A 25,657-nucleotide genomic window follows, 5' to 3' on the forward strand; every position below is an offset into this window, starting at 1 on the left:
CCTTTGGACCTTAAACTCCTGTATTTACTGGATTTCAGGCACAAAAAAAGACGCCCTTGGACGTCTTTAGATGTAAAAGTGGTGGAGCCGGAGTCAGTCAGGCCGCGGTCGTATTGCGTGAAGACGAGCCGGGTGATTCGCGGTTGGTGGCCTATGTGGTGGGGGCCCAGGCAAGCGTGGCTGACATGCGTCGCCAGTTGGGGCGCTATCTGCCGGGCTATATGGTGCCGAGTGCCATTGTCATGCTGGAGCAGTTGCCCCTGACCGTCAACGGCAAGCTGGATCAGCGGCGCTTGCCCAAACCGGATGCGCAATCATTGTGCCTGCAGGTGTATGAGGCCCCTGAGGGCGAGATGGAGCGAGCGCTGGCAACGCTATGGCAGACGGTGCTGAAGGTGGACAAGGTCGGTCGCCATGACAACTTTTTCGAGTTGGGTGGACACTCGTTGCTGGCTATCAAGTGTACGAATGAGATCAATGCATTTTTCATATTGCAGTGTCCGCAAAGCTTAATATTTAAGTGGCCGGAACTGATTGATCTTGCGCAGGCTGTACAGGAACTCAGGACCAAAGGTGATCTGAAGATCGCCAGCAAAACACGAGACTTTACAAAAGGATTTCAGCTGTGACAGTAACTGATGTTTTTGATTTCTTTCGACGTGAAGGCGTGGAAGTGGGTGTGGTTGACGAAAATCTTTGGTTGGACACCGATCCCATTCTTTTTCCGAGTGACATCCGAAAGGCGATCGTAAGCCACAAAGGAGAGCTCATCAGGCTGATCGAGGAAGAGAGAGACTATCAGGAGCGCCTTCAGGCTCTGACTGCCAAAGGGTTGCAAGTGGCTGACGCTTCTTGGGCTCAGCAGCGGATCTGGTTCCTTTCGCAGCTGTCTCCAGATGTACCTGCATATAACATTTGCATGGCTTATCGCACCAGAGGCGAGCTGGATATCGTTGCCCTGGAGAAGGCGATCGACTGTCTCGTTGAGAGGCATACCGTGCTGCGCAGTGTCTATGAAGTGTGTGAGAGTGAATTGGTCCAGGTTGTAATGCCGCATGTGCCCTTTTACTTGGTCCAGAAAGACTTGAGCGGCATGGCGCCGCCTGCTGCAGAAGAGATTCTGGGCGAGATCTTAAGGCGTAATGCCATGGCGCGATTTGACCTCACCCGTGATCTGATGATGCGTTGCCAAGTTGTTCGACTGTCCGAACTTGAGCACGTGATTGTATTCAGCGTTCATCATATTGCCTTTGATGGCTGGTCTGCATCGGTTTTTCTCGACGAGTTGAAGCATTGCTACACCTCATTGAAGGCGAATGGCACTGCGGAGTTCGAGACTGCGGCGTTCCAGTATGCCGATTTCGCTGAATGGCAGGCTCATGACTACGGCGGAATCAGAGCGCACGATGAAATGGCCTATTGGGGGAAGCAACTCAAGGATTTGCCGGCGCTGCATGCGCTACCGCTTGATTATCCTCGTCCCCCGGTCCAGAGCTACAGCGGAGCGAGTATGCGGCGGACACTCAATCCTGCTCTCGTCACCGCACTGCGACGTTTCGCGCAGCAGAACAACTGTACGTTGTTTACTTTGCTTGAATCGTTGCTCGCGCTTTTAATTTACCGCCTGAGCGGGCTTGCCGACGTGAGCATTGGTGTCCCAGTGGCCAATCGTATTGTCAAGCAGATTGAGTCCACGGTTGGATGCTTCGTAAACACCATTGTATTGCGCTCGCTTATAAAGCCAGGACAGGCATTTGAAGAGTTTCTGTCATCGTCAAATTTGATGATCAATGAGGCGCTTTCCTATCAGCAAGTACCGTTTGAATTGGTGGTCGGACTCATCAATCCGGAACGAAGTGCGGCGTACAGTCCGTTGTTTCAGATCATGTTTGATTTGCAGGTTGCGGGGAGCGGCCTGGATTTGGAGGGGCTGCAGGCCTCGCCAGAGCCACTGGGTATTGCTGTAAGCAAATTCGATCTTGCGGTAAGTGCAGTGGACAAGGGCGAAACGATCGAACTCGTGTGGGACTACAGTACAGATCTGTTTAGCGCCAAGCGGCTCGAAATGATGTGCGACTCTTACGAAACCCTGATGAAAAGCATCATCAAGGGTAGTCGTCAAAAGATGGTTGAGCTGCCTTTAGTCGATGATAGCCAACTGGATGTGCTGCTTCGACAACGTAACCAGACCACTCAGCTGAGCGCTGAAGTTTCAACAGTCATCAGTTGGTTCGAGCGGCAGGTAACTATCACACCAGAGCATCTAGCGATATCGAGCCCCGAGCGCAATTATACCTACTTAGAGCTCAATAACGCAGCGAACCAACTGGCTTGCCACCTTCGTGCGCTTGGCGTTGGATGTGATGATCTGGTCGGGTTATGCATCGAGCGTTCTGCGCAGTGGAGTGTGGCGGTAATGGCGATTCTCAAGGCGGGTGGCGCATACCTTCCCCTTGACCCCGAGTTACCGAAGGAGCGGTTGGCATTCATGCTTGACGATGCTGCTCCCCGCGCGGTGTTGAGTGTGAGCGCTCATGCACAATTGCTGCAGGAAAGGACTGACGAGATAGTGTGGCTAGACGCTCAGGCCTCGATGATCGCCGAGCTGCCTAAGGATAACCTCGACTACGAACCTGCTCTCAGCGACCTGGCTTACGTTCTGTATACCTCAGGCTCCACGGGTGAGCCTAAGGGCGTGCTGGTTGAACATGGGTCTTTGATCAATTTCCTTGATTGGATACAAACAAAAGTTCTGCTTGAGCAAGATGAAAGTCTGCTGGTCAAGGCACCCATCGGTTTTGATGTTTCGGTGATGGAGTTGATCTGGCCGTTGCTGTTCGGGGCGCGTGCAGTGATCGCGCCGGCTGGTGCACAAAAAGATCCCGACCAAATGCTGCGCATTATTATCGCTGAAGACGTATCAGTGATGCAGATGACGCCCAGCATGCTTGAAGTGCTTATCACCCACTCTGCCTGGCAGAACGTGACTTCACTCAGGCATACGATCAGTGGTGGAGAGAGATTAAGTGCCAGTCTGGTAGCAGCGTTTCATGCGCAGTCACGTGGCTGTCAACTGACTAACTTTTATGGGCCCACCGAAACGACCATCGGGGTCAGTTGCTGGCCGTGCGAGATGGAGAACAAACACAGGACTATTCCGATTGGCGGCCCCATGCAAAACACGATGTTCTACGTGTTAAACGAAGCGGGAGTACCTCAGCCTGATGGGGTAACGGGGGAGTTGTACATCGGTGGACTTGGTGTTGCGAGGGGGTATCTCAACAGGCCGGAATTGACCCGACGAAGCTTCGTGGCAAATCCCTTTTTGCAGGGGGGCGGACCACTCTACAGAACGGGTGACCTTGTCCGCTGGACAAATGATGGCGTTCTTGAATTCATTGGGCGAGCAGACCAACAAGTCAAGTTGCGCGGGCAACGTCTGGAACTGAACGAAGTTGCAAAGCACTTGCTCGATTGTCATGGCGTGGAGCGAGTCGCGGTCGTAATACAAGAAGGGGGTGCTGGTGACAAACGGCTGGTTGCTTACGTCGTGGGAAGCCAGACAGACGCGTCGGAATTGAAAACCCGAATGCGAGAACGTCTGCCAGAGTACATGGTGCCGAATACTGTCGTGTTTGTGACAGAGCTGCCTTTGAGCATAAACGGCAAGGTAGACGTCGCGGCGCTGCCAGCAGTCGATCTGGAAGCGACAAGAAGCGGTTCTTATGTACCACCTGAGGGGGAAATCGAAGCGTGCTTGTGCGTAATACTCGCGGTGCTGCTCGAAGTCGCGCGTGTTGGCAGGCATGACAATTTTTTCGAAATGGGCGGGCACTCGATCCTGCTGACTCAGTTCATTCAAAAAGTTCGGAACATCTATGGTGTTTCACTTCCATTAAGTGCGGTATTCGCCAATATGACCGCCGCTTATTGTGCCGCGATGGTCGAGCGCCTTATAGCAGTGCAGCAGGGCGCGGCCGGTCCAGTTACCCCTAATGCGGGTTCGTTGGTGGATACGGCATGCACGATAGATGGAGTCGAATTTCTTGATCGCGGGCCGGCCTCGATTCGCCAAGAAATAATGTACCGGCAGATGGCGGGAGTGTCTCCGGGTTACCGGAGTGTCTACTGGGCGCAGCGCTACCCCGCCGAACTGGATGTGTCAAGGTTCTTGGGGGCGCTGCAAACAGTGGTCAATGGCCACCTTCTATTGCGCAGCAACCTTGCATTGATTGCCGGTCGTGTGCGTGTGGTGGAAAGAGTGTCGCAGGGACGGGAGATAACCTTTGACCATCAGGTCTTCAACGGCATGTCCACTGATCAGATTGCCGACCGAATCGAACTGAGCCTAGCGGATTTCGATCTCTTGCGCGACAGGTTACTGAGGGTCGTCCTCTTTCCTTCAAGTGAGGGTGTGATTGTCTTTTTCTCCGTGCCCCACTTGATATTCGATGGTTATTCTCAGGATGTGCTGATCGCAGAGCTGGAGCAAAATTATTTACAGCAGGACCGTATCCAGCGAAGCGTCAAGGATGGCTTCATGGGGTTCAGCATTAGCCAGCGGAATATGTTCAAGGGTGAGCGTTATCATTCTACACGACATTTCTGGAAGACCCTGCTCGGGGACGTATGGATGAATCGTTACAGCAATATCAGCGCGTCTTCAGTGCAGGGAGAGATCAAGAGCAGTGGGCAGGTAAGTCGTGAACTGGAGGGTTTCCGTGTTCTAGAGGTAGCGAAGCGACTGCAGACGACGCCTCAGATAATCCTCTCTTTTGCGTTTGGCTTGGCGGTTCAGGCGTTTCATGCCGGACAAAAAATCAGCTTCCGGATTCATACGGACGGGCGTGATCGGCCGCAGGTCGAGTCGACAATAGGCTTTCTGAGTAATACTGTGTATTTGGTCATGGAGCACGACGCAGACGTTTCGCTGAAAATGCGCTTCGAAAGGTATTATTCAAATTATGTGAAGTGCTTAAAAAATCAGGAGTATCCAGGCGATGTCGCAGCTTATTTGATGCCAGAAGAGCCTCGCGTTAATTTTGTATTCAAGTACAATCAACGTACCGCTAAGGTGACGTCGACAACTTTGCTCGGCCAACAACTGTCTGGCAATAGTGTGTATTTTTCGAAGATAAAACGATTCTATAATCCGTCGCTGGATATCAGTCTGGTAGTCACTGTGGTCAATACGAGCTTTCACGCGGTTGTTTATTATCCAAGTGATAATATTGATTCGTCCGTCTGCGTGGATATTTTAGGTGTGTTCGAATCTGTAGTGAGCGAGTTCGTTTCTGAGGTGCTGGCTTCAGATGTCTGAAGAAGCTCTCGGTGTGAAAAGTAATGATCTTGGAATGTTTTATTCCGGGGTCAGATGTTTTTGATCGTAAGGAGTCGGTGGTTATATGTATAGGGTGAAAATATCCGGCTATACATCACAAAAAAACCTTTGATATGTCATCGTCGATGCTTTATATTTAAGTCGTATAGATAATTTGCATTGCTGTGTGTTTGGTGAGGGATGGTTTAATTGCTGAGCATATTGCGTGCATCAATTGTCTTGCTTGTAGTGTTCAGGCTTTGGAGGTTTGTTTGGATAACGAAATCTGGTTGGCTTTGCTGGAAGCTCAGAGCGAGAGGGGAGGGATTGTTATTGACGGACAATTCATTTCTTTGAACGAGTTGATTCAGTGTGTCTTGTGCCTCCCGATTATAACAGCCAAGCGTGTTTTGATAAAAGCCCCAGTGAGTCAATCCGCTCTGGTGGTTTATCTTGCCTGCATTAAGGCAAATGCTCAGGTGTTATGGGTCGATATTGATGTGTCGTGCGACTATTTTAATGATTTCCCCTATGAGGCTGTGTTTGAAGATGTATCTGAAGGCTCGTGCGAATTAGCCGGCTCTCATGTGGCGTCCATAAATTATAATGGGATGGTATTAAAGTCTGGTAGCTTTAGTGAGGCGACGATCAATTGCTTTCCCTCGATCTGTTTTTTGACATCAGGCTCTACAGGTAACTCAAAGATAATATTTCAAGCATTTCCCTCTATATTGGCATTTGCCCGGGAGGGGATTTCAAGGCTCGAAATCCATCGCGAAACCCGCTGCCTGCTTCGCGCCTCGGCTTGTTGGGATATTTTCATTATTGAGTTGTTTTCGATTTTGATGGCGGGTGGTAGAAGTTATATAGTGCCGCTGTTTCTACGTAACAATCCTATCGCTCTAGGGAATCTCCGAACAAGTCCCGGTTATGCGAAAATCGCCTGACCACCTGATCCGAGCCTCCCATGAGCCAGATGAGCTTTTCCGATTTCGAATATGCCAGCAAGCGCAAGCAGACACGCCGCGAACGCTTCCTCGCCGAGATGGATCAGGTCGTCCCCTGGACAGGTCTGCTGGGCCTGATCGAACCGTTCTACCCCAAGGCCGGCGGTGGCAGAAAACCTTATCCGCTGGAAACCATGCTGCGCATTCACCTGCTGCAGAACTGGTTCTCCCTGAGTGATCCGGCCATGGAAGAAGCGCTCTACGAAATCACCCCCATGCGCCAGTTTGCACGCCTGACGTTGAGTGCGCCGATACCGGAAGACACCACGATCATGAACTTCCGGCACCTGCTGGAGAAACATCAACTGGCTCCTGCAATCCTCGCGGTCATCAACGGTTATTTGCAGGAAAAAGGCCTGTCGCTGCGCCAGGGCACCATCGTCGATGCCACCATTATTCATGCCCCAAGCTCGACCAAGAACAAAGACGGCGAGCGTGATCCCGAGATGCATCAGACAAAGAAGGGTAACCAGTATTTCTTCGGTATGAAGGCCCACATCGGCGCTGACGTTGAGTCTGGACTGGTTCATCACGTCCATGGCACTGCGGCCAATGTGGCCGATGTCACTCAAGTCGCCGAACTGCTCCACGGGGAAGAAAACGCGGTCTATGCGGACGCTGGCTACACCGGTGTCGAGAAGCGTGAAGAGCACGAAAATCGTAACGTGATCTGGCAAATCGCGGCGCGGCGCAGCACGTATTCCAAGCTGAACAAACGCAGCCTGTTGTACAAAGCCAAGCGCAAGATCGAGTACTGCAAAGCGCAGACACGCGCCAAGGTCGAGCATCCGTTTCGGGTCATCAAGCGCCAGTTTGGTTACGTGAAAGTACGCTTTCGTGGGCTGATGAAAAACACGGCCCAACTGACCACGCTGTTCGCCCTGTCGAACCTGTGGATGGCTCGAAAGCGACTAATGGGTTTGGGTGAGTTGCGCGCTTAACACGGAAAACCGAGCGAAAAACGCGCTCGACTCACACTGCATCAGACCGTTTTCAGAAAAATAGCGCTATGTGCCTGGCAAATTACGGCTTGCCACCGCTGCGCGGCAAGTTGATCGGAGCATCCTTAGGTCAATTGGGACAGGACTTCGACATCACGGGCAGGAATTTTAGCCAAGTGGGTGTGTTCCTTGCCCTCTCAGGTTTACTGACCTTGGCGATGCCAAGTCTGGGGGCCTTTATTACTGTCAGGATTCTCAAGTGGCAACTGGGTGCCAGTAAAAAAGAAGAAATTGCGGCCTATCTGCTGGGCGAGTCTGTAGATCACAGCCCTATCTGCTCGACTCTTTTCGATGCATTCGTCGAAAAGGATGAAGTGATGATCACGATGGCAGATCGAAAGGTCTACGTCGGCTACATCATGGATGTCGGGGCCCCTACCGAAGTGACGGGTGTGAATCAGGAGATTCTGCTAATACCCACCGTCAGTGGCTATCGGGATAAAGACACCCTTAAAGTGGTGTACACGACCGATTATCCAAGCGATACACCGCTCAGGCCTATTGGTTTTCGGCAGGAAAATATTGTCTCGATCAGCGTCTTCAGCGAAGAAGTACGCGAAGCTTTCAAGCGCGTTGATTCTGAGCGGGCGGGTGAAGAGGCTGCGAAAGAGAAAGCTGCCAAAGATCAGCTTGTAAAGGCGATCACTGAGCTTGTGGCGGTGGTGCAAGCTGCGCAGCGTTAAACGAGAGATGTCAAACCCAACTCAATGCCCATGACTCCTCCCCACATGTGAAGGCTCGCCCTCTGGCGCTGCCACAGCCCCGGTCACTTCCAGCCTCTCCAGTATCGCGCAATGCTCTGCTGCGCCATCGCTGCAGCGGCGGCGCAGGTCGAGTAGTTGTTCCTGAAGCGCTTGCAGGCTTGCGACGCGGGCGTTGACGTGTTCGATGTGTTCGTCGATCAGCGCATTGACGCTTTCGCACTGGTCCTGCGGGCTGTCGCGCAGGCTGAGCAGGTTGCGGATTTCCTCCAGGGTCATGTCCAGGCTGCGGCAGTTGCGGATAAACGACAGACGCTCCATGTGTGCCTGAGTGTACAGCCGGTAGTTGCCATCGCTGCGAGCAGGGGCGGGCAGCAGGCCTTCGCGCTCGTAATAGCGGATGGTTTCGACCTGGGTGTCGGTCAGTTTTGCCAGTTCGCCGATTTTCATTTGGACTCATCTCGTTTGAGTGCTTGACCCTATAGTGGCTACAGGGTGTTCACTTGGCAACAAGCAGAATCCTGGAGCCACAACGAATGGGCACGACGATCAAGAATTCCCCCGCACATGACCACGGCGAGCATGCGCCTGAGCAAAAGCCCGTAGAACATGCTCATGCGTGCTGCTCCAGCGATGCACAACCTGCTGTGGTGACCTTTAACGATGCGCTGGCATCAGGTAGTCGCTTGAGCAGCTTTCGTATCGAAGCCATGGATTGCCCGACCGAGCAAACCCTGATCCAGAACAAGCTGGGCAAGCTGGCCGGGGTGCAGAAGCTTGAGTTCAACCTGATCAATCGCCTGCTGGGCGTCTGGCACGATCTGCCGTCCACCGACCCGATTCGTGAGGCCATCAGTTCGCTGGGCATGCAGGCCGAGCCGGTCGAGGAGGGTGCAGCGTCTGACCAAGCGGCTCCGGTCGTGAAGAAACACTGGTGGCCGCTGGCATTGTCCGGCGTTACTGCACTGGGTGCTGAAGTGGTCCATTTGGCGTCACTCGGCCCGACCTGGGTCGTTGCTCTGCTGGCGCTGGTGTCGATCTTCAGTTGTGGGCTGACGACCTACAAGAAAGGCTGGATCGCGCTCAAGAACTTCAACCTGAATATCAATGCCCTGATGAGCATTGCGGTGACCGGTGCAATTCTGATCGGACAGTGGCCTGAAGCGGCAATGGTGATGTTCCTGTTTACTGTGGCCGAATTGATCGAAGCCAAGTCCCTCGACCGCGCCCGAAACGCTATCAGCGGGTTGATGCAATTGACGCCGGAACTGGCCACCGTTAAACAGGCGGACGGCAGTTGGCAGGAAATTGAAGCTAAAAACGTTGAAATTGGCGCTATTGTCCGCATCAAGCCAGGTGAGCGCGTAGGGCTCGACGGTGAGGTGGTGTCCGGTAACTCGACCATCGATCAAGCGTCGATCACAGGTGAAAGCCTGCCGGTCGAGAAGACTGTCGGCGACAAGGTCTTCGCGGGCACTATCAATCAGGCGGGCTCGCTGGAATATCGTGTGACCGCTGCGGCGAACAATTCGACGCTGGCACGCATCATCCATGCGGTAGAAGCGGCTCAGGGTTCGCGTGCGCCGACCCAGCGCTTTGTCGACAGCTTCTCGCGCATCTATACGCCGGTGGTGTTCGTTGTCGCCTTGGGCGTGGCGCTGATTGCGCCGCTGTTTTTCGGCGGCGAATGGTTTGACTGGGTTTACCGCGCGCTGGTGTTGTTGGTAGTCGCTTGCCCCTGTGCGCTGGTGATTTCTACGCCGGTGACGATCGTCAGCGGTCTGGCGGCAGCGGCGCGCAAAGGCATCCTGATCAAGGGCGGCGTTTATCTGGAAATGGGCGAGAAGCTTGATTACCTGGCCCTCGACAAGACTGGCACGCTGACCCACGGCAAGCCCGTGCAGACCGACTACGTGCCGCTGGAGCCGACGGTCGCCGACACTGCGCCGGCCATTGCTGCGAGCCTTGCGGGTCGCTCCGATCACCCGGTTTCGCAAGCGATTGCCAAGTCGGCTGACAGCAGCCTGAAGCTGCATGAGGTCTCGGCGTTTGAAGCCTTGGGTGGACGCGGTGTGAAGGGCGCAATCAACGGCCAGATGTATCACCTGGGCAATCATCGCCTGGTTGAAGAGCTGGGTCTGTGTTCGCCAGAGCTGGAGGCGAAGCTCGATGTTCTGGAAATGCAGGGCAAGACCGTGGTGCTGTTGCTGGACACCTCCGGTCCGATCGCGCTGTTTGCGGTGGCTGACACTGTCAAGGAAACCAGCCGTGAAGCCATCGCTCAGTTGCATGAACTGGGCATCAAAACGGTCATGCTGACTGGCGACAATCCGCACACCGCCAAGGCGATTGCCGATCAGGTCGGTATCGACGAAGCGCAAGGCAACTTGCTGCCTGCCGACAAGCTGAGTGCCATCGAGGCCCTTTATGCTCGCAACCATCGTGTAGGCATGGTGGGTGACGGCATCAATGATGCACCAGCACTGGCTCGGGCCGAGATTGGTTTTGCGATGGCGGCAGCGGGTACTGATACTGCTATAGAGACGGCGGATGTCGCCCTGATGGACGATGATCTGCGCAAGATACCGACGTTCATTCGCTTGTCCCGTCGGACCTCGGCAGTGCTCAAGCAGAACATTGTTCTGGCAATCGCGACCAAGGTGTTGTTTATCGGCATCACGTTTGCGGGCATGGCGACCATGTGGATGGCTGTGTTTGCCGACATGGGCGTGAGTTTGCTGGTGGTGTTCAACGGCTTGCGGTTGCTCAAGAAGTGATCAGTCGAGGGCGTTGAAGGGCGGACGCGGAGCGTCCAGAACGGCATTCCCACGCAGAGCATGGGAACGATAATCGGTGTGGCTATCGGCTGTCTTCGTGAGCAAGCTCGCTCCCACAGAGTTATTAGTATCGCTCCCACGCTCTGCGTGGTAGCGCTTTTATGGACGCTCTGCGTCCGACTTAGTCAGCCAAACCGCTCCTGTCCCCAGGCAATGAAGGTTTCCAGCAACGGTTTCAGCACCGCGCGGGTCGGTTCAGCAAGGTCCGGGCGGTAGTTGAACGGAACGAACTCGTCCATGTAGGTGCTTTGCGCCAGTTCCAGCTGCACCGCATGGATGTTGTTGGCCGGGTCACCATAGTGGCGGGTGATGTGGCCGCCCTTGAAGCGCCCGTTCAACACATGGCTGTAGTCTTTGGCCGCAGCGCAGACCTGCTCCATTCGGCTGGCCAGCTCCGGGTCGCAGCTCACACCATTGAAGGTGCCGAGGTTGAAGTCCGGCAGGCGGCCGTCGAACAGGTGCGGGATGTGGCCGCGAATCGAGTGGGCGTCGAACAGCAGCGCATAACCGAACTCGTCACGCATGCGCTGCAGTTCCTGCTCCAGCGTCTGGTGATACGGCGTCCAGATCTGTTGCATATACCGCGCTCGTTCCTCGGCGCTGGGCGTCTGGCCGTCCTTGAACAGTGGTACGCCATCGAACAGGATCGACGGAAACAGGCCGGTGGTCGCACCGGCGTACATGGGCTTGTCGTCAGACGGCCTGTTGAGGTCGATGACAAAGCGCGAGTATTCGGCGGCCAGGGTGCTGGCGCCCAATTCAGCGGCGAAGTCATACAAACGCGGAATGTGCCAGTCGGTGTCCGGCAGGCTCAATGCTTCGTCCACCAGCGCGGTTTCGACCACTGGGGTCAGTTTCAGACCGGCATGCGGCATGCTGATCAGCAGCGGAACGCGGCCACGTTTGAATGTCAGAACGTTATCCACAGGGCTCTCCTTCAGATCGATGATTCGACGCCGTGGCGCACGATGCGTTTATCCAGATCGCCGCCCAGCCAGTAGGCCAGATCAGCCGGTCGCTCAATGTCCCAAGCGACGAAATCCGCTACCTTGCCGACCTCCAGCGAGCCGTGGGTCGCGCTCATGCCCAGTGCCTTGGCGGCATTGAATGTCACACCCGCCAGTGCCTCTTCAGGTGTCATGCGAAACAGCGTGCAGGCCATGTTGAGCATCAGACGCAACGACAGCCCTGGCGAGGTGCCGGGGTTCAGGTCGGTGGAAATCGCAATCGGCACGCCGTGCTTGCGCAGCGCTTCCATCGGCGGCAGCTGTGTTTCACGGAGGAAGTAAAACGCCCCCGGCAGCAGCACTGCGACGGTCCCGGCAGCGGCCATGGCGACGGCATCGTCTTCGGTCATGAACTCCAGATGATCCGCCGACAGCGCCTTGTAACGTGCCGCGAGGCTTGACCCGCCCAGCGAAGAAAGCTGCTCGGCATGCAGTTTGACCGGCAGCGCCAACTGCCCTGCGCTGATGAACACCTGCTCGACCTGCGCAGGTGAAAACGCCAGGTACTCGCAGAACGCGTCCACGGCATCCACCAGCCCTTCGGCAGCCAGTGTCGGCAGCATGTCGTTGCAGATGTGATTGATATAGTCGTCGGCGCGATCCGCGTATTCCGGTGGCAGGGCGTGGGCGGCCAGACAGGTGGCGCGTACGGTGACCGGTTGGGTATTACCCAGGCGGCGGATCACCCGCAGGATCTTGCGCTCGTTTTCCAGGTCCAGCCCATAACCTGACTTCATCTCGACGGTAGTCACGCCGTCCTTGAGCAAGTGTCGCAAGCGTCGCTCGGCGCTGGCGTACAGCTCATCTTCACTGGCCGCACGAGTCGCGCGCACCGTGCTGGCGATACCGCCGCCTGCTGCGGCAATCTCGGCGTAGCTCACACCCTGGAGACGCTGTTCGAACTCGCCGCTGCGGTTGCCGCCAAACACTGTGTGCGTGTGACAGTCGATCAGGCCGGGCGTCACCCATGCTCCGCCCAGATCGATACAGTTGTCATGTTCCGGCTCGGCCAGCTCGGTTTCAGGCCCGATCCACTCGATGAGCGCTCCGGAGGTCACGATGGCGGCATTCTCGATGATCGAGTATTTACCGTGCGCCATGCTTGCGATGTGACAGTGTTTCCAGAGCGTTTTCATTCCGGGCCTCTTTGGTCAGTGGGGTTTGTTGAGCGCCTTTGGCTTGACCCACAACCCGTAGGCGATGAGCAGCAGCACAATCCAGATTGCGCCGACGATCAAGGCTGCACGGTTATCCGGGAAATAGCCCAGCACGCCGAAGATGAACAGCATGAAGACGATGGCGGCGGCCGGTCCGTAAGGCCAGAACGGCACCGCGAATTTCAGTTGTGCGGCCTCTTCGCAGCTCATCGAACGGCGCATGGCAACCTGGGTGAGCAGAATCATCAGCCAGACCCAGACCGTGGCAAACGTTGCCAGCGAAGCGATCAGCAGGAACACGTCTTTGGGTATCAGATAATTGAGCAAGACGCCGCCCAGCAGCGCTATGCCCATCACCAGTACGGTCATCCACGGCACGCCATGCCGCGACACGCGGGCAAAGCTCGCGGGTGCCTGACCGTCACGGGCCAGGCCATACATCATGCGCCCGGCGCCGAAGATGTCGCTGTTGATGGCCGACACCGCAGCAGAGATGACCACGATATTGAGGATTGTTGCCGCCGACGCAATGCCCAGATTATCGAAAATCTGCACGAACGGGCTGCCTTGGGTGCCGATCTGCGGCCACGGGTAAATGCACATCAGCACAAACAGTGTCAGCACATAGAACAGCAGAATGCGCAGCGGTACGGCGTTGATCGCCTGTGGCAGGCTGCGTTGCGGGTCTTTGGCTTCGCCTGCCGTGATGCCGATGATTTCGATGCCGCCGAAGGCAAACATCACCACCGCAAACGAAGCGATCAGGCCGGTAACGCCGTTGGGCATGAAGCCGCCGTGTGCCCACAAGTTGCTGATGCCTATTTCGGTGCCGCTGGTCGAGCTGCCGATGCCGAAGATCATGATGCCGAAGCCTGCGACGATCATGGCCACGATGGCGCTGACCTTGAGGATCGACAGCCAGAATTCGGTTTCGCCGAAGACTTTCACATTGCACAGGTTGAGCGCGCCGATCAGGAACACGATGCCCAGCACCCAGATCCAGCGCGGCACCTCCGGAAACCAGAAGCCCATGTAAATGCCGAATGCGGTCACGTCGGCGAGGCAGACAATGATCATTTCGAATGCGTAGGTCCAGCCCAGTACGAAACCGGCCAGCGGGCCCATGTAGCGCGTGGCGTAATGGCTGAACGAGCCGGAAACCGGGTCGTGAACGGCCATTTCGCCCAGTGCGCGCATCACCATGTACACCGCCGCGCCGCCGATCAGGTACGCCAGCAATACGGCCGGACCGGCCTGTTGAATCGCCGAGGCCGAGCCGTAGAACAACCCTGTGCCGATGGCAGAGCCCAGGGCCATGAAGCGGATGTGGCGGGCGGATAACCCGCGTTTCAAACCATCTTGTGACGTCATTTCAGGTCCATTTCATTACATACAGGTATGGCAAAAGCCGCGAAAACGCCTGCAATCGGCTTCCCGCAGCAATGACCAAAGCGAGCCCTGCCAGGCTCGCGGTACATCACAAACTCGGTAGCAGACGTGCAGGAACCAGCGGGTTCAGGCAAGTGGAGGACAACAGCTGACTGGCAGCTTCGATGTCCGGTGCAAAAAAACGGTCCTTTTCATAGAACGGGACCTTGCTGCGCAACAGGCCGCGGGCTTGCTCCAGTTTCGGAGAGGTTTTCAGACCCTCACGCAAGTCCAGACCCTGGCAGGCAGCCAACCATTCTACGGCAAGGATCCCGCGAACGTTTTCTGCCATTTCCCATAACCGCTTGCCAGCGGCCGGGGCCATCGACACATGGTCTTCCTGATTGGCGGATGTCGGCAGGCTGTCGACGCTGTGCGGATGAGCCAGCGCCTTGTTTTCACTGGCCAGCGCGGCGGCCGTGACCTGTGCGATCATGAAGCCGGAATTGACGCCTCCGTTGGCGACCAGGAAGGGCGGCAGTTGCGACATGTGCTTGTCCATCATCAGCGAAATACGCCGTTCGCTGAGCGAGCCGATCTCGGCAATGGCCAGCGCCAGATTGTCTGCCGCCATGGCGACCGGCTCGGCGTGAAAATTGCCACCGGATATGACGTCGTTCTCGGCGGCGAACACCAGCGGGTTGTCGGACACCGCGTTGGCTTCGATTTCCAGCACTTCGGCGGCCTGACGCAGTTGGGTCAGGCATGCGCCCATGACCTGCGGCTGGCAGCGCAGCGAGTAGGGGTCCTGAACCTTGTCGCAGTTGCGGTGCGACTCGGACACGCCACTGCTTTCGCCGAGCAAGTCGCGGTAGCAGGCAGCGGCATCGATCTGCCCGCGCTGACCGCGTGCTGCATGAATACGTGCATCGAAGGGTGAGCGCGAACCGAGCACGGCTTCGACGGTCAGCGAGCCACAGGTCAACGCTGCAGCGAACAGGTCTTCGCCCTCGAACAAGCCGCGCAGTGCATACGCGGTGGACACTTGCGTACCGTTGAGCAGCGCCAACCCTTCCTTGGCTGCGAGGGTCAGCGGTTGCAGCCCAGCGACAGCCAATGCATCGACGGCATTCAGCCATTCGCCCTTGTAACGCGCCTTGCCTTCGCCCAACAGCACCAGCGACATGTGCGCCAGTGGAGCCAGGTCACCCGAAGCGCCGACCGAACCCTTGAGCGGAATATGCGGATAGACCTCGGCATTGATCAACGCGATCAATGCATCGATCACCACCCGACGAATACCCGAGAAGCCACGGCTCAGGCTGTTGACCTTGAGCACCATGATCAAGCGCACCAGATCATCGCTGATCGGCTGACCAACACCGGCCGCATGCGACAGCACCAGCGAACGCTGCAGATTTTCCAGGTCTTCGCTGGCAATCCGCGTCGAGGCGAGCAGGCCAAAGCCGGTGTTGATCCCGTAGGCGGTGCGGTTCTCGGCCAGAATGCGTTCGACACAGGCGACGCTGTCGTCGATCTGCTGGTCTGCACTGCTGTCCAGCGTCAGCCTGACCGGCTGCTGATGAATGGCGCGCAATTGCGCCAGGGTCAGTTGGCTGGGGATCAGGTTCAGCGTCTTGGCAGATAAAGTGGTCACGATGCAGCTACTCCTTGATTGATGTCAGCAACGGCGTGTGGCCGTCCGCCGCTTTTTATAGGGTTGCCGCATGATCGCGGCAGTGCTGGAAAACCCTTTCCAGCGATGTTGCGTCTTTGAGCAGGGCCGCGCTGCTGGCGATATCAGGGGCCAGCCAGCGGTCTTCATCGTAGGCCGGAACCCGCTCGCGCAGCAGTCGCCACGCAGCACCTGTACCCACGCCAAACCCTTGCGCCTTGAGGAATTCGAACGCCTGGGCCGCCAGCAAATACTCGATGGCCAGAATCTGTGTGACGTTGCCTAGGGTCTGTTCCCGTTTCGACGTAACCCATTGATCTCTATGAGAACAGGCCCGTATTGTTGGAGTTCTCACACAACACCAATACGAGCCTGCAATGCCCCGATTAATGCTCAGTGATGAGCACTGGCCGAAGCTTCGAGAAATTTTGCTGCACGAATCGATCTACAACAAGCGAGATTTGCGCACCACGGTTGAAGGCATGCTGTACCGCATGCGTGTGGGTTGCCCTTGGCGAGACCTGCCGAAAGCGTTTGGAAACTGGAGCAAGGTCTACAAGCGGTTCAATGCCTGGTCTGCTTCAGGCAAGTGGGTCAAGGTGCTTGAGGTGCTGATGACCGATCCTGACATGGAGTGGGTTTTCATTGATGGCAGTTATGTAAAGGCTCATCAGCACAGTGCAGGTGCTGCCAGCACGCAGGACCAGGCCATCGGAAAAAGCCGAGCCGGTAACACCAGCAAGATTCACCTGGCTGTAGACGCTTGTGGGCTGCCCATTGCATTTGACGTGACCGGAGGCCAGACCAATGATTGTTCGCAGGCGGCCTCGTTGATTGCCAAGATGCCCAATGCAGAAGTGATCATTGCGGACAAGGGCTACGACACTGAAGCGATACGCGCTCAGGTCGAGCAGCAAGGCAGCAAAGTGGTGATTCCACGAAAGCGCAATTCTCTGAAAGGGAACGCAGATCTGGACAAAGGGTTATATCGCAATCGACATCTCGTAGAAAACGCCTTTGCCCGGTTGAAGCATTTCCGGGCGGCGGCTTCTCGGTTCGACAAACTCAAGAGAAACTATGAAAGCGTCATAGCAATGGCCTGCGCTTTTCTGTGGCTGCCAATGTGAAACGGGAACAGACCCTAGCACTTTGTGCAGCTTGAGCGCGGCACTGGTGCCCAGGCTAAGATGGTCTTCCTGCAGGCCGGAGGTGACGTAGTTATCGACCACCGCCGGTTGCGCCATCTGGCGGTTTTCCGCGCACAGCGAGGCGGCGACGTACTGAACGATCATCATCCCCGAATTCACCCCCGGCTGGCTGACCAGAAACGCCGGCAGGCCGCTGACCATCGGGTTGATCAGGCGGTCGAGGCGTCGCTCGGCGATGGAGCCCAGTTCTGCCAGCGCCATGCACAGCAGGTCTGCCGCCATCGCCACCGACTGGCCATGCGGATTGGCCTGAGACACCACGCGCCAGTCATCGGGCGTGCCGAGCAGCATGGGGTAGTTCAGCTCGGTCTCGATCTGGCGAATGGCATGAGCCAACTGATCGCGGGTTGCGCCATGCACTTGGGGAATCGAGCGGATGCTCAGCGCGTCCTGGGTACGAATGCCCTGGCGGCTGGCAAGCACTTCGCTGCCCGCCAATACGCTGCGCAGGTTTTTGCCCACCTGCTGCATACCGGGATGCGGTTTGAGGGCAAGAATGCTCTCATCGAATGCATCCAGCTGACCGCCCAGTGCTTCGAAGCTCATCGCGCCGATCACGTCGGCCCACTGGCTCAGACGCTCGGCGTCGGCGATGGCCAGACAGCTCAGGCCGGTCATGCACGGTGTGCCGTTGACCAGGCACAATCCGTCCTTGGCACCGAGGATGACCGGAGCCAGACCTTCTTCGTCCAAGGCCTGCTCAGCCGGGACGATCTGCCCGCGATAGCTGACTTGGCCGATGCCCAGCAACGCGACGCCGACGTGCGCCATGTGCGTCAGGTAACCCACCGAGCCCTGCGCCGGTACTTGCGGCGTGATGCCTCGGTTGAGCAGGGCCAGCAGCGCTTCGACCACTTGCCGGTGAATGCCGGACTTGCCCTGGCTGTAGTTGAGAATCGCGGCGCAGATGATTGCGCGAGCCTGCTCGTCGGCCAGCGGCGCACCCACGCCGCAGGCATGGCTGAGCAGGGTATTGCGCGACAGGCGACTGAGCTGTTCGCCTTGCAGTGACACATTGCACAGCGCGCCGAGCCCGGTGTTCACGCCATAGGCGCGCTCGCCGCTGACGACAATCTGCTGCACGATGGCCTGCGCGTTATCGATCCGCGCCCAGGCGGCATCCGACAACACCAGTTGCGCCTCATGGCGGGCCACGGCGACTACGTCCTGCCAGCCCAGCGGGGCTTCACCGATGACGATCTGTTCTGCTCGCGACATCTGCAACGGTCCTTAAAGGGTAGCCACGCGGCGCTGAACGAAACGGTCCACGTAATCGTCGGCGGGCGAGTGAAGGATTTCTTTCGGTGTACCGACCTGAATCAATCGACCATCCTTGAGGATCGCGATGCGATTGCCGATGCGTACCGCTTCGTCCAGGTCGTGGGTAATGAACACGATGGTCTTGTGCAGGCTGGCTTGCAGTTCCAGCAACTGGTCCTGCATCTCGGCGCGAATCAACGGGTCGAGGGCGCTGGACGCTTCGTCCATCAGAATGATGTCGGTGTCGGCCGCCAGCGCGCGGGCCAGACCCACACGCTGACGCATGCCGCCAGAAAGCTGGTGCGGGTATTTGTTCTCATAGCCCTTCAGGCCTACGGTCGTTATCCAGTGCTGCGCGCGTTCCTGGCACAGCGCCTTGCTCTCGCCGCGCACTTTCAGGCCGTACGCGACGTTGGCCAGCACGGTCTTGTGCGGCAGCAGGCCGAAGCTCTGGAACACCATGCTGATCTTGTGCCGACGGAATTGGCGCAGCGCCTCCATGTCGTAGCGCAGGATGTCTTCGCCATCGACCAGAATCTCGCCGCTGGTAGGGTCGATCAGGCGGTTGAAGTGGCGTACCAGCGTCGATTTGCCGGAACCGGACAGGCCCATGATGACGAAGATTTCGCCACTGCCGATCGACAGCGACAGGTCGTTGACCCCGACCACGCAGCCAGTTTGCGCCAGTACCTGATCCTTGCTCTGGTTCTGTTTGATCAGCGCCAGTGCTTCCTTTGAGCGGTTGCCAAAAATCTTGAATACGTTTTTAACGACGATCTTGCTCGGTTCCACGCTGCTCATTTGTGCGCCTCATGCCGTGGGCGGCCATAGGCCTGCGTGATACGGTCGATGACGACCGCCAGAATGACGATGGCCAGACCCGCTTCCAGCCCGCGTCCGACGTTGAGCGTCTGAATGCCCACCAGCACGTCTTCACCCAGCCCGCGTGCGCCGATCATCGAGGCGATGACAACCATCGACAGCGCCATCATGGTGGTCTGGTTGATCCCGGCCATGATGCTCGGCATGGCCAGTGGCAGTTGCACACCAAACAGCTGCTGCCAGCGGTTGGCACCGAAGGCGTTGATGGCTTCCATCACTTCACCGTCAACCTGACGAATGCCCAGGTCGGTCAGACGAATCAATGGCGGCGCGGCATAGATCACCGTGGCGAAGATGGCCGGGACCTTGCCCAGGCCGAACAGCATCAGCACCGGAATCAGGTAAACGAAGCTGGGCATGGTCTGCATGATGTCCAGCAGCGGCATCAGCACCGAGCGCAGGCGATTGCTGCGCGCGGAGAGAATGCCCAGTGGAATGCCGATCAGTACCGCAATGATCGTGGCGACCAGCATCAGCGCCAATGTCTGCATCAGCTTGTCCCACAACCCGACCGCACCGACCAGAAACAGCAGGCCGACGATGACCAGCGTCGTGACGATCTTGCGTGTCGCGTGCCAGGCAATGCCGCCAACGATTATCAGCATCAGCCACCACGGCGCCATGCGCAGCAGGCTTTCGAGGTTGACGATGGCCCATAGCAGGGTGTCGGAAATGTGCCGGAACACATCGCCATACTGAGTCACCAGCGAGTCGACCCCGTCGTTGACCCAGTTGGCGATCGAGAAAGTGAAGCTTTCAGGAAACATAAGCGGCTCTCAAATGAGGTGTGTCGGGTCAACGTCAGGGCAGTCGGATTTGTCAGTCCGACTGCCCTTTCGTTTACAGCGAAGCGTCCACCTTTTTCGCGGCGTCTTCGCTGATCCATTTGTGCCAGACTTCGGGGTGCTCTTTCAGGAAAATCTTCGCCAGCTTCGGCGATTCGATACGTTCCTTGGCCATGCGCCCCAGGTTCTGGTTGAGCAGGTCGATAGGCAGGTTGACCTTTTCCAGGATGGCGACCAGTTCAAGGGCCTCATCGTGGAACACTTTGGACACGCCGACCTTGATATCGATCGTCTTGTTGACCCCGGCTTTCTCCTCCAGACGCACCAGGTCCACCTGGCCCATGAGCGGAGTCGGCGACCAGTAGTAGGTCAGGATCGGCTCGCCACGTTTGTAGCTGGAGAGAATAGCCGCATCCAGCGCAGGGCCGGTGCCCGGGCGGAAGTTGGTGTATTTGCTTTCCAGGCCATAGCTCTTGAGCATTTCGCTGTTTTCCAGCTCGCAGGTCCAGCCAGCCGGGCAGTTGTAGAAGCGGCCTTTGCCGGGCTCTTCCTGATCCTTGAACACCGCCGAATATTGGGCCAGATCGCTGATGGATTTCAGGTTGGGTGCCTTGGCTTCAAGCTTGCGTTTGGCATCGCCTTCGATCACATAGCGGGGCACATACCAGCCTTCCACTGCGCCAACGATAGGCGCGCCGACACCGACCACTTTTCCGGCTGCGGCGGCCTTGCTCCAGACCTCGCTGCGGCCGACCCATTCTTCGGCAAAGATCTGGATATCGTTGGTGCTCAAGGCGTTTTCCATGGCGATGGAATTACCAGGCAGGGCGTCAACGGTGCAGCCGTAACCCTTGTCCAGAACGACCTGCAGAATGTCGGTCAGCAGCATCGCGCTTTCCCAGTTAAGACCGGCGAATTTCACCGGCTTGCCTGATTCGCACCAGCCGGCAGCCTGACTTGTGCCTGCGCTGGCGAGCAGGCCAGCGGATACCAAGGTGGTCAGCAGGGCCTTTTTCATATTCATTATCGATGCTCCTAAGCCTGAAATGGATGACGGCAGCTTCAAGTAGGCATCCGGCCTGTGGGCATGTTCATGCCCGTTCCCCCGAGTCTGTCGGTTTGATAACCGCAGCCCCCTTAACGTCCGATCATCGGCAGGTTCAAGCCCTGCTCTCTGGCACAGTCGATGGCAATGTCATAACCGGCATCGGCATGGCGCATCACACCGGTGGCCGGGTCGTTATGAAGGACGCGGGCGATGCGTTCGGCGGCTTCGTCCGTACCGTCACAGACGATCACCATGCCGGAGTGCTGCGAGAAGCCCATGCCCACGCCGCCGCCGTGGTGCAGCGAAACCCAGGTCGCGCCGCTGGCGGTATTGAGCAGGGCATTGAGCAGCGGCCAGTCGGAGACGGCATCGGAGCCATCGCGCATGGATTCGGTTTCGCGGTTGGGGCTGGCGACCGAACCGGAGTCCAGGTGGTCGCGGCCGATTACCACCGGTGCCGACAGCTCGCCGCTGCGAACCATTTCATTGAAGGCCAGACCCAGCTTGGCGCGCTGACCCAGGCCGACCCAGCAGATGCGCGCGGGCAGCCCCTGAAAACTGATGCGTTCACGGGCCATGTCCAGCCAGTTGTGCAGGTGATCGTCGTCGGGAATCAGTTCCTTGACCTTGGCGTCGGTCTTGTAGATGTCTTCTGGGTCACCCGACAGCGCGGCCCAGCGGAACGGCCCGATGCCGCGGCAGAACAACGGGCGGATGTAGGCCGGGACGAAACCGGGGAAATCGAAGGCATTGGCGACGCCGACTTCTTTGGCCATCTGGCGAATGTTGTTGCCATAGTCGAAGGTAGGAATGCCCGCTTGCTGGAAGGCGAGCATGGCTTCGACGTGTTCGGCCATCGATTGCTTGGCCGCCTTGACCACACTGGCCGGCTCGCTGACCGAGCGGGCACGGTACTCGTCCCAGGTCCAGCCTTTGGGCAGGTAGCCATTGAGCGGGTCGTGGGCGCTGGTCTGGTCGGTGACCATGTCCGGGCGCACACCGCGACGGACCATTTCCGGCAGAATTTCTGCTGCGTTGCCGCACAGGGCGATGGAGATGGCTTTGCCTTCGGCGGTGTATTTGGCAATGCGCGCCAGAGCGTCATCCAGATCAGCGGCCTGTTCGTCGACGTAGCGGGTCTTGATGCGGAAATCGATACGGCTCTGCTGACATTCGATGTTCAGCGAGCAGGCCCCGGCCAATGTCGCGGCCAGCGGCTGCGCGCCACCCATGCCGCCCAAACCTGCGGTCAGCACCCAGCGACCCTTGAGATTGCCGTCATAGTGCTGGCGTCCGGCTTCGACGAAGGTTTCGTAGGTGCCTTGCACGATTCCCTGGCTGCCGATGTAGATCCAGCTGCCTGCGGTCATCTGGCCATACATTGCCAGGCCCTTGGCATCCAGTTCGTTGAAGTGCTCCCAGCTGGCCCAGTGCGGCACCAGGTTGGAATTGGCGATCAGTACGCGCGGGGCGTTGCTGTGGGTCTTGAACACACCAACCGGCTTGCCGGACTGCACCAGCAGGGTCTCATCATCGTTGAGCTGAGTGAGGCTTTCGACGATTTTGTCGTAGCACTCCCAGTTGCGCGCAGCGCGACCGATGCCACCATAAACCACCAACTCGTTGGGGTTCTCGGCGACTTCCGGGTCGAGGTTGTTCATCAACATGCGCAGCGGCGCTTCGGTCAGCCAGCTTTTGGCTGTCAATTGAGTGCCGCGGGCAGCCCGTACGACGCCTTCGCGATGGCGGGTCCAGTTCTGCTTCAGGTCTTGATTATTCTCGGTCACAAAAAAATCCTCGGCGATCAATGCGAACCAGCCCGTTGAAGGGCGAACAGTGCCTGGCGAAGCAGGCCGATTCAGTCCAGTAGAAAGACAGAATGTCTAGCCTGTCTCTACTTGTACATACAAGCATATGCAATCAGAAGACCAACTTTGTCTGGCGGCTGTTCATTGATCGTTCGATGGCCCTGCGGCTCAGTGTTTTCAAGGGGTAGCGGACTTTTCCGAGCAGGCGAACAATGTGTGAGGCGAGGTCAGGCGTGTTACCTGAAGCGTGATTTGCGCGCTTTTGGGGCGGCAGGTAACAGAATGGTGCGGTAAATGTGCGCAGGGTCGCAGGGTCAACATCGGTCATTTATAGATACCTGAAAAATCCCCGTTGGGAGGGCCTGAATTGTGTTGCCTGAGGATGGGAACGATCCCGCTCAAGCATGCGTCATACCCAAGCCTGAGCGAGCATTCACTGGCCCCCGATTAGTCTTTACGGGCACTTTCATGTTTAAATTGAACGCTCGTTCAAGTTAAACCGGTGGTTCGCTGCCCGCTCACAACAGGAGGCTTACCCTTGCCGTATCCGCTTTTTGCAGTTGGTTTTATCAGTCCGGAGGCACGCAACCGATGAGCTCTCCGAGTACTTCTTCAAGCGGCAACGTCCGCATGAACGCTCCAGTGTTCTACTTCGCCGCGAGCTTTATTCTGATTTTTGGCATCGTTGTCATTGCCTTCCCGCAAGCCAGCGGAGAATGGCTGCTGGCGGCGCAAAACTGGGCGGCCAATACGGTCGGCTGGTACTACATGATGGTCATGACGCTGTATCTGGTCTTCGTGGTGGTCACCGCCTTGTCGGGCTTCGGCAAGATCAAGCTCGGCGCCGACCACGACGAACCCGAGTTCAGTTACCTGTCATGGGCCGGGATGCTGTTTGCCGCCGGCATCAGCATCACGCTGTTCTTTTTCTGCGTTTCAGAGCCACTGACGCACCTGCTGCAACCGCCGCAGGGCGAAGGCGGTACGGCTGAGGCCGCGCGTCAGGGCATGCAGTTGCTGTTTCTGCACTGGGGCCTGCATGGCTGGGGCGTGTTTGCCTTTGTCGGCATGGCGCTGGCCTACTTCGCTTATCGCCACAACCTGCCGCTGGCCCTGCGTTCGGCGTTGTACCCGCTGATCGGCAAGCGCATCAATGGCCCTATCGGTTACGCGGTCGATGGCTTCGGCATCATTGCGACCATCTTCGGCTTGGGCGCAGACATGGGCTTCGGGGTATTGCACCTCAATTCCGGTCTGGATTACCTGTTTGGCGTGGCGCATACCCACTGGATTCAGGTCGGTCTGATTACCCTGATGATGGGCGCGGCGATTCTGGTCGCGATAGCCGGTGTCGACAAGGGCGTGCGCGTCATGTCCGACATCAACATGCTGCTGGCCTGTGCGCTGCTGCTGTTCGTGCTGTTTGCCGGCCCGACTCAGCACTTGCTCAACACGCTGGTGCAGAACATCGGTGACTACCTGGGTGCACTGCCGAGCAAGAGTTTCGACGTGTATGCCTACAACGAGCCGAGTGACTGGCTGGGCGGCTGGACCGTGTTCTATTGGGCCTGGTGGATTGCCTGGGCGCCGTTCGTGGGCCTGTTCATTGCGCGCATCTCGCGTGGCCGGACCATCCGTGAGTTCGTCTTCGGTGTGTTGCTGATCCCGCTGGGTTTCACCCTGGCCTGGATGTCGATCTTCGGCAACAGCGCCATCGATCAGGTGCTCAACCACGGCATGACTGCGCTGGGCCAGTCGGCCATCGATGATCCGTCGATGACCCTGTACCTGCTGCTGGAAACCTATCCGTGGAGCAAGACTGTCATTGCGGTCACGGTATTTATCAGCTTTGTGTTCTTTGTCACCTCTGCCGATTCGGGCACGGTGGTGCTGTCGACGCTTTCCGCCAAAGGCGGCAACCCTGACGAAGACGGTCCGAAATGGCTGCGGGTGTTCTGGGGTGTGGCGACTGCACTGATCACCAGCGGCCTGCTGTTCTCGGGCAGTATCGATGCGCTTAAATCAGCGGTGGTGCTGACGTCGTTGCCGTTCTCGCTGATCCTGCTACTGATGATGTGGGGCCTGCACAAAGCGTTCGTCATGGAATCCCAGCGCCAGATTGCGCAACTGTATTCGCTGGCACCAGTGTCCGGCTCACGACGTGGCGGCTGGCGTCAGCGTCTGAGCCAGGCCGTGCATTACCCGTCGCGAGACGAGGTGTATCGCTTCCTTGACCAGACCGTGCGTCCAGCGATTGAAGAAGTGACAGCGGTGTTTGTCGAGAAGGGCTTGAGCGTGGTCAACGTACCTGACCCTTCCAACGACTCGGTGACCCTGGAAATCGGTCACGGCGAAGAGCGTCCGTTCATCTATCAGGTGCAGATGAAGGGCTTCTTCACCCCTTCGTTCGCGCGTGGCGGCATGGGTTCCAAACAGTTGAACAACCGCCGCTACTACCGCGCCGAGGTTCACCTGAGCGAAGGCAGTCAGGACTACGATCTGGTGGGCTACACCAAGGAACAGGTCATCAACGACGTGCTCGACCAGTACGAACGGCATATGCAGTTCTTGCATCTGGTGCGGTGATAGAGGA

At 57.4% G+C, this 25,657-nt stretch carries 16 protein-coding genes and 3 pseudogenes; 8 read left to right on the forward strand and 11 right to left on the reverse strand.

Going from position 1 to position 25,657, the window contains the following annotated elements:
* Nucleotides 1-146 precede the first annotated feature (146 nt).
* The 5 genes and pseudogenes from AC4ANK_RS27520 to AC4ANK_RS27540 form a co-directional block, all read left to right on the forward strand.
* A complete protein-coding gene (locus tag AC4ANK_RS27520; protein ID WP_460385229.1) occupies nt 147-629 on the forward strand; it encodes a phosphopantetheine-binding protein in 483 nt (160 codons plus the stop codon).
* Nucleotides 626-5,320: an amino acid adenylation domain-containing protein gene (locus AC4ANK_RS27525; protein ID WP_460383790.1), complete on the forward strand. Its 4,695-nt coding sequence runs from the start codon at nt 626-628 to the stop codon at nt 5,318-5,320. The genes AC4ANK_RS27520 and AC4ANK_RS27525 overlap by 4 nt, the downstream gene beginning before the upstream one ends.
* Nucleotides 5,321-5,592: 272 nt before the next feature.
* Entirely contained in the window at nt 5,593-6,267 is a 675-nt protein-coding gene (locus AC4ANK_RS27530) for a hypothetical protein (RefSeq protein WP_460383792.1), read from the forward strand.
* Between the two features lie 20 nt (nt 6,268-6,287).
* Nucleotides 6,288-7,268 carry an IS5 family transposase gene (locus AC4ANK_RS27535; protein ID WP_044424202.1) on the forward strand — a complete coding sequence of 327 codons (981 nt, stop codon included), beginning with the start codon at nt 6,288-6,290 and terminating at the stop codon, nt 7,266-7,268.
* 122 nt (nt 7,269-7,390) lie between these two features.
* Nucleotides 7,391-8,011: pseudogene (locus tag AC4ANK_RS27540) on the forward strand (hypothetical protein); the annotation flags it as partial.
* Nucleotides 8,012-8,032: 21 nt separating this feature from the next.
* Here the strand turns inward: AC4ANK_RS27540 and cadR are convergent.
* Nucleotides 8,033-8,479, reverse strand: coding sequence for a Cd(II)/Pb(II)-responsive transcriptional regulator (cadR, locus tag AC4ANK_RS27545; RefSeq protein ID WP_002555740.1), 447 nt, complete (start codon nt 8,477-8,479; stop codon nt 8,033-8,035).
* 86 nt (nt 8,480-8,565) lie between these two features.
* Between cadR and AC4ANK_RS27550 the strand changes: the two genes are divergently transcribed.
* Nucleotides 8,566-10,806, forward strand: a complete 2,241-nt coding sequence (locus AC4ANK_RS27550) for a heavy metal translocating P-type ATPase (RefSeq protein ID WP_002555739.1) — start codon at nt 8,566-8,568, stop codon at nt 10,804-10,806.
* A gap of 185 nt (nt 10,807-10,991) precedes the next feature.
* On the opposite strand, the gene hutG is transcribed toward AC4ANK_RS27550, so the two are convergent.
* From hutG to AC4ANK_RS27575, 5 genes and pseudogenes are all read right to left on the reverse strand, one after another.
* On the reverse strand, nt 10,992-11,792 hold the full coding sequence (gene hutG, locus AC4ANK_RS27555; protein ID WP_002555738.1) for an N-formylglutamate deformylase: 801 nt from the start codon (nt 11,790-11,792) through the stop codon (nt 10,992-10,994).
* An 11-nt stretch (nt 11,793-11,803) separates the two neighbouring features.
* The gene (hutI, locus tag AC4ANK_RS27560; RefSeq protein ID WP_002555737.1) at nt 11,804-13,009 is read right to left on the reverse strand and encodes an imidazolonepropionase; all 1,206 of its coding nucleotides are present in this window, start codon (nt 13,007-13,009) and stop codon (nt 11,804-11,806) included.
* Nucleotides 13,010-13,024: 15 nt separating this feature from the next.
* A complete protein-coding gene (locus tag AC4ANK_RS27565) occupies nt 13,025-14,401 on the reverse strand; it encodes an amino acid permease (protein WP_002555736.1) in 1,377 nt (458 codons plus the stop codon).
* A gap of 106 nt (nt 14,402-14,507) precedes the next feature.
* The gene (hutH, locus tag AC4ANK_RS27570) at nt 14,508-16,055 is read right to left on the reverse strand and encodes a histidine ammonia-lyase (RefSeq protein WP_002555735.1); all 1,548 of its coding nucleotides are present in this window, start codon (nt 16,053-16,055) and stop codon (nt 14,508-14,510) included.
* Nucleotides 16,056-16,110: 55 nt separating this feature from the next.
* Nucleotides 16,111-16,374, reverse strand: a pseudogene (locus tag AC4ANK_RS27575) (histidine ammonia-lyase); the annotation flags it as partial.
* 76 nt (nt 16,375-16,450) lie between these two features.
* Here AC4ANK_RS27575 and AC4ANK_RS27580 point away from each other — a divergent pair.
* On the forward strand, nt 16,451-17,200 hold the full coding sequence (locus AC4ANK_RS27580; RefSeq protein ID WP_460382697.1) for an IS5 family transposase: 750 nt from the start codon (nt 16,451-16,453) through the stop codon (nt 17,198-17,200).
* Between the two features lie 15 nt (nt 17,201-17,215).
* Here AC4ANK_RS27580 and AC4ANK_RS27585 read toward each other — a convergent pair.
* The 5 genes and pseudogenes from AC4ANK_RS27585 to hutU form a co-directional block, all read right to left on the reverse strand.
* Nucleotides 17,216-18,499 (reverse strand): annotated as a pseudogene (locus tag AC4ANK_RS27585) (HAL/PAL/TAL family ammonia-lyase); the annotation flags it as partial.
* Between the two features lie 12 nt (nt 18,500-18,511).
* On the reverse strand, nt 18,512-19,342 hold the full coding sequence (locus tag AC4ANK_RS27590) for a quaternary amine ABC transporter ATP-binding protein (protein ID WP_002555733.1): 831 nt from the start codon (nt 19,340-19,342) through the stop codon (nt 18,512-18,514).
* On the reverse strand, nt 19,339-20,190 hold the full coding sequence (locus AC4ANK_RS27595; RefSeq protein ID WP_002555732.1) for an ABC transporter permease: 852 nt from the start codon (nt 20,188-20,190) through the stop codon (nt 19,339-19,341). Before AC4ANK_RS27595 ends, AC4ANK_RS27590 begins: the two co-directional genes overlap by 4 nt.
* A gap of 73 nt (nt 20,191-20,263) precedes the next feature.
* Nucleotides 20,264-21,232 (reverse strand): ABC transporter substrate-binding protein, encoded by a 969-nt coding sequence (locus tag AC4ANK_RS27600; RefSeq protein ID WP_460383797.1) that lies wholly within the window; start codon nt 21,230-21,232, stop codon nt 20,264-20,266.
* 113 nt (nt 21,233-21,345) lie between these two features.
* On the reverse strand, nt 21,346-23,043 hold the full coding sequence (gene hutU, locus AC4ANK_RS27605) for a urocanate hydratase (protein ID WP_002555730.1): 1,698 nt from the start codon (nt 23,041-23,043) through the stop codon (nt 21,346-21,348).
* A gap of 651 nt (nt 23,044-23,694) precedes the next feature.
* On the opposite strand from hutU, the gene betT reads away from it, so the two are divergent.
* A complete protein-coding gene (gene betT / locus AC4ANK_RS27610; protein WP_004663279.1) occupies nt 23,695-25,650 on the forward strand; it encodes a choline transporter BetT in 1,956 nt (651 codons plus the stop codon).
* The last annotated feature ends 7 nt before the right edge of the window (nt 25,651-25,657 follow it).

It is taken from the genome of Pseudomonas sp. Pmew2 (assembly GCF_058129885.1).

What these genes read in the sequence shown, in the direction of transcription:
- AC4ANK_RS27535 (WP_044424202.1), top strand. Translation starts at nt 6,288, where the DNA reads ATGAGCCAGATGAGCTTTTCCGATTTCGAATATGCCAGCAAGCGCAAG.
- cadR (WP_002555740.1), bottom strand. Translation starts at nt 8,479, where the DNA reads ATGAAAATCGGCGAACTGGCAAAACTGACCGACACCCAGGTCGAAACC.
- AC4ANK_RS27550 (WP_002555739.1), top strand. Translation starts at nt 8,566, where the DNA reads ATGGGCACGACGATCAAGAATTCCCCCGCACATGACCACGGCGAGCAT.
- hutI (WP_002555737.1), bottom strand. Translation starts at nt 13,009, where the DNA reads ATGAAAACGCTCTGGAAACACTGTCACATCGCAAGCATGGCGCACGGT.
- AC4ANK_RS27565 (WP_002555736.1), bottom strand. Translation starts at nt 14,401, where the DNA reads ATGACGTCACAAGATGGTTTGAAACGCGGGTTATCCGCCCGCCACATC.
- AC4ANK_RS27580 (WP_460382697.1), top strand. Translation starts at nt 16,451, where the DNA reads ATGCCCCGATTAATGCTCAGTGATGAGCACTGGCCGAAGCTTCGAGAA.
- AC4ANK_RS27590 (WP_002555733.1), bottom strand. Translation starts at nt 19,342, where the DNA reads ATGAGCAGCGTGGAACCGAGCAAGATCGTCGTTAAAAACGTATTCAAG.
- AC4ANK_RS27595 (WP_002555732.1), bottom strand. Translation starts at nt 20,190, where the DNA reads ATGTTTCCTGAAAGCTTCACTTTCTCGATCGCCAACTGGGTCAACGAC.
- AC4ANK_RS27600 (WP_460383797.1), bottom strand. Translation starts at nt 21,232, where the DNA reads ATGAATATGAAAAAGGCCCTGCTGACCACCTTGGTATCCGCTGGCCTG.
- betT (WP_004663279.1), top strand. Translation starts at nt 23,695, where the DNA reads ATGAACGCTCCAGTGTTCTACTTCGCCGCGAGCTTTATTCTGATTTTT.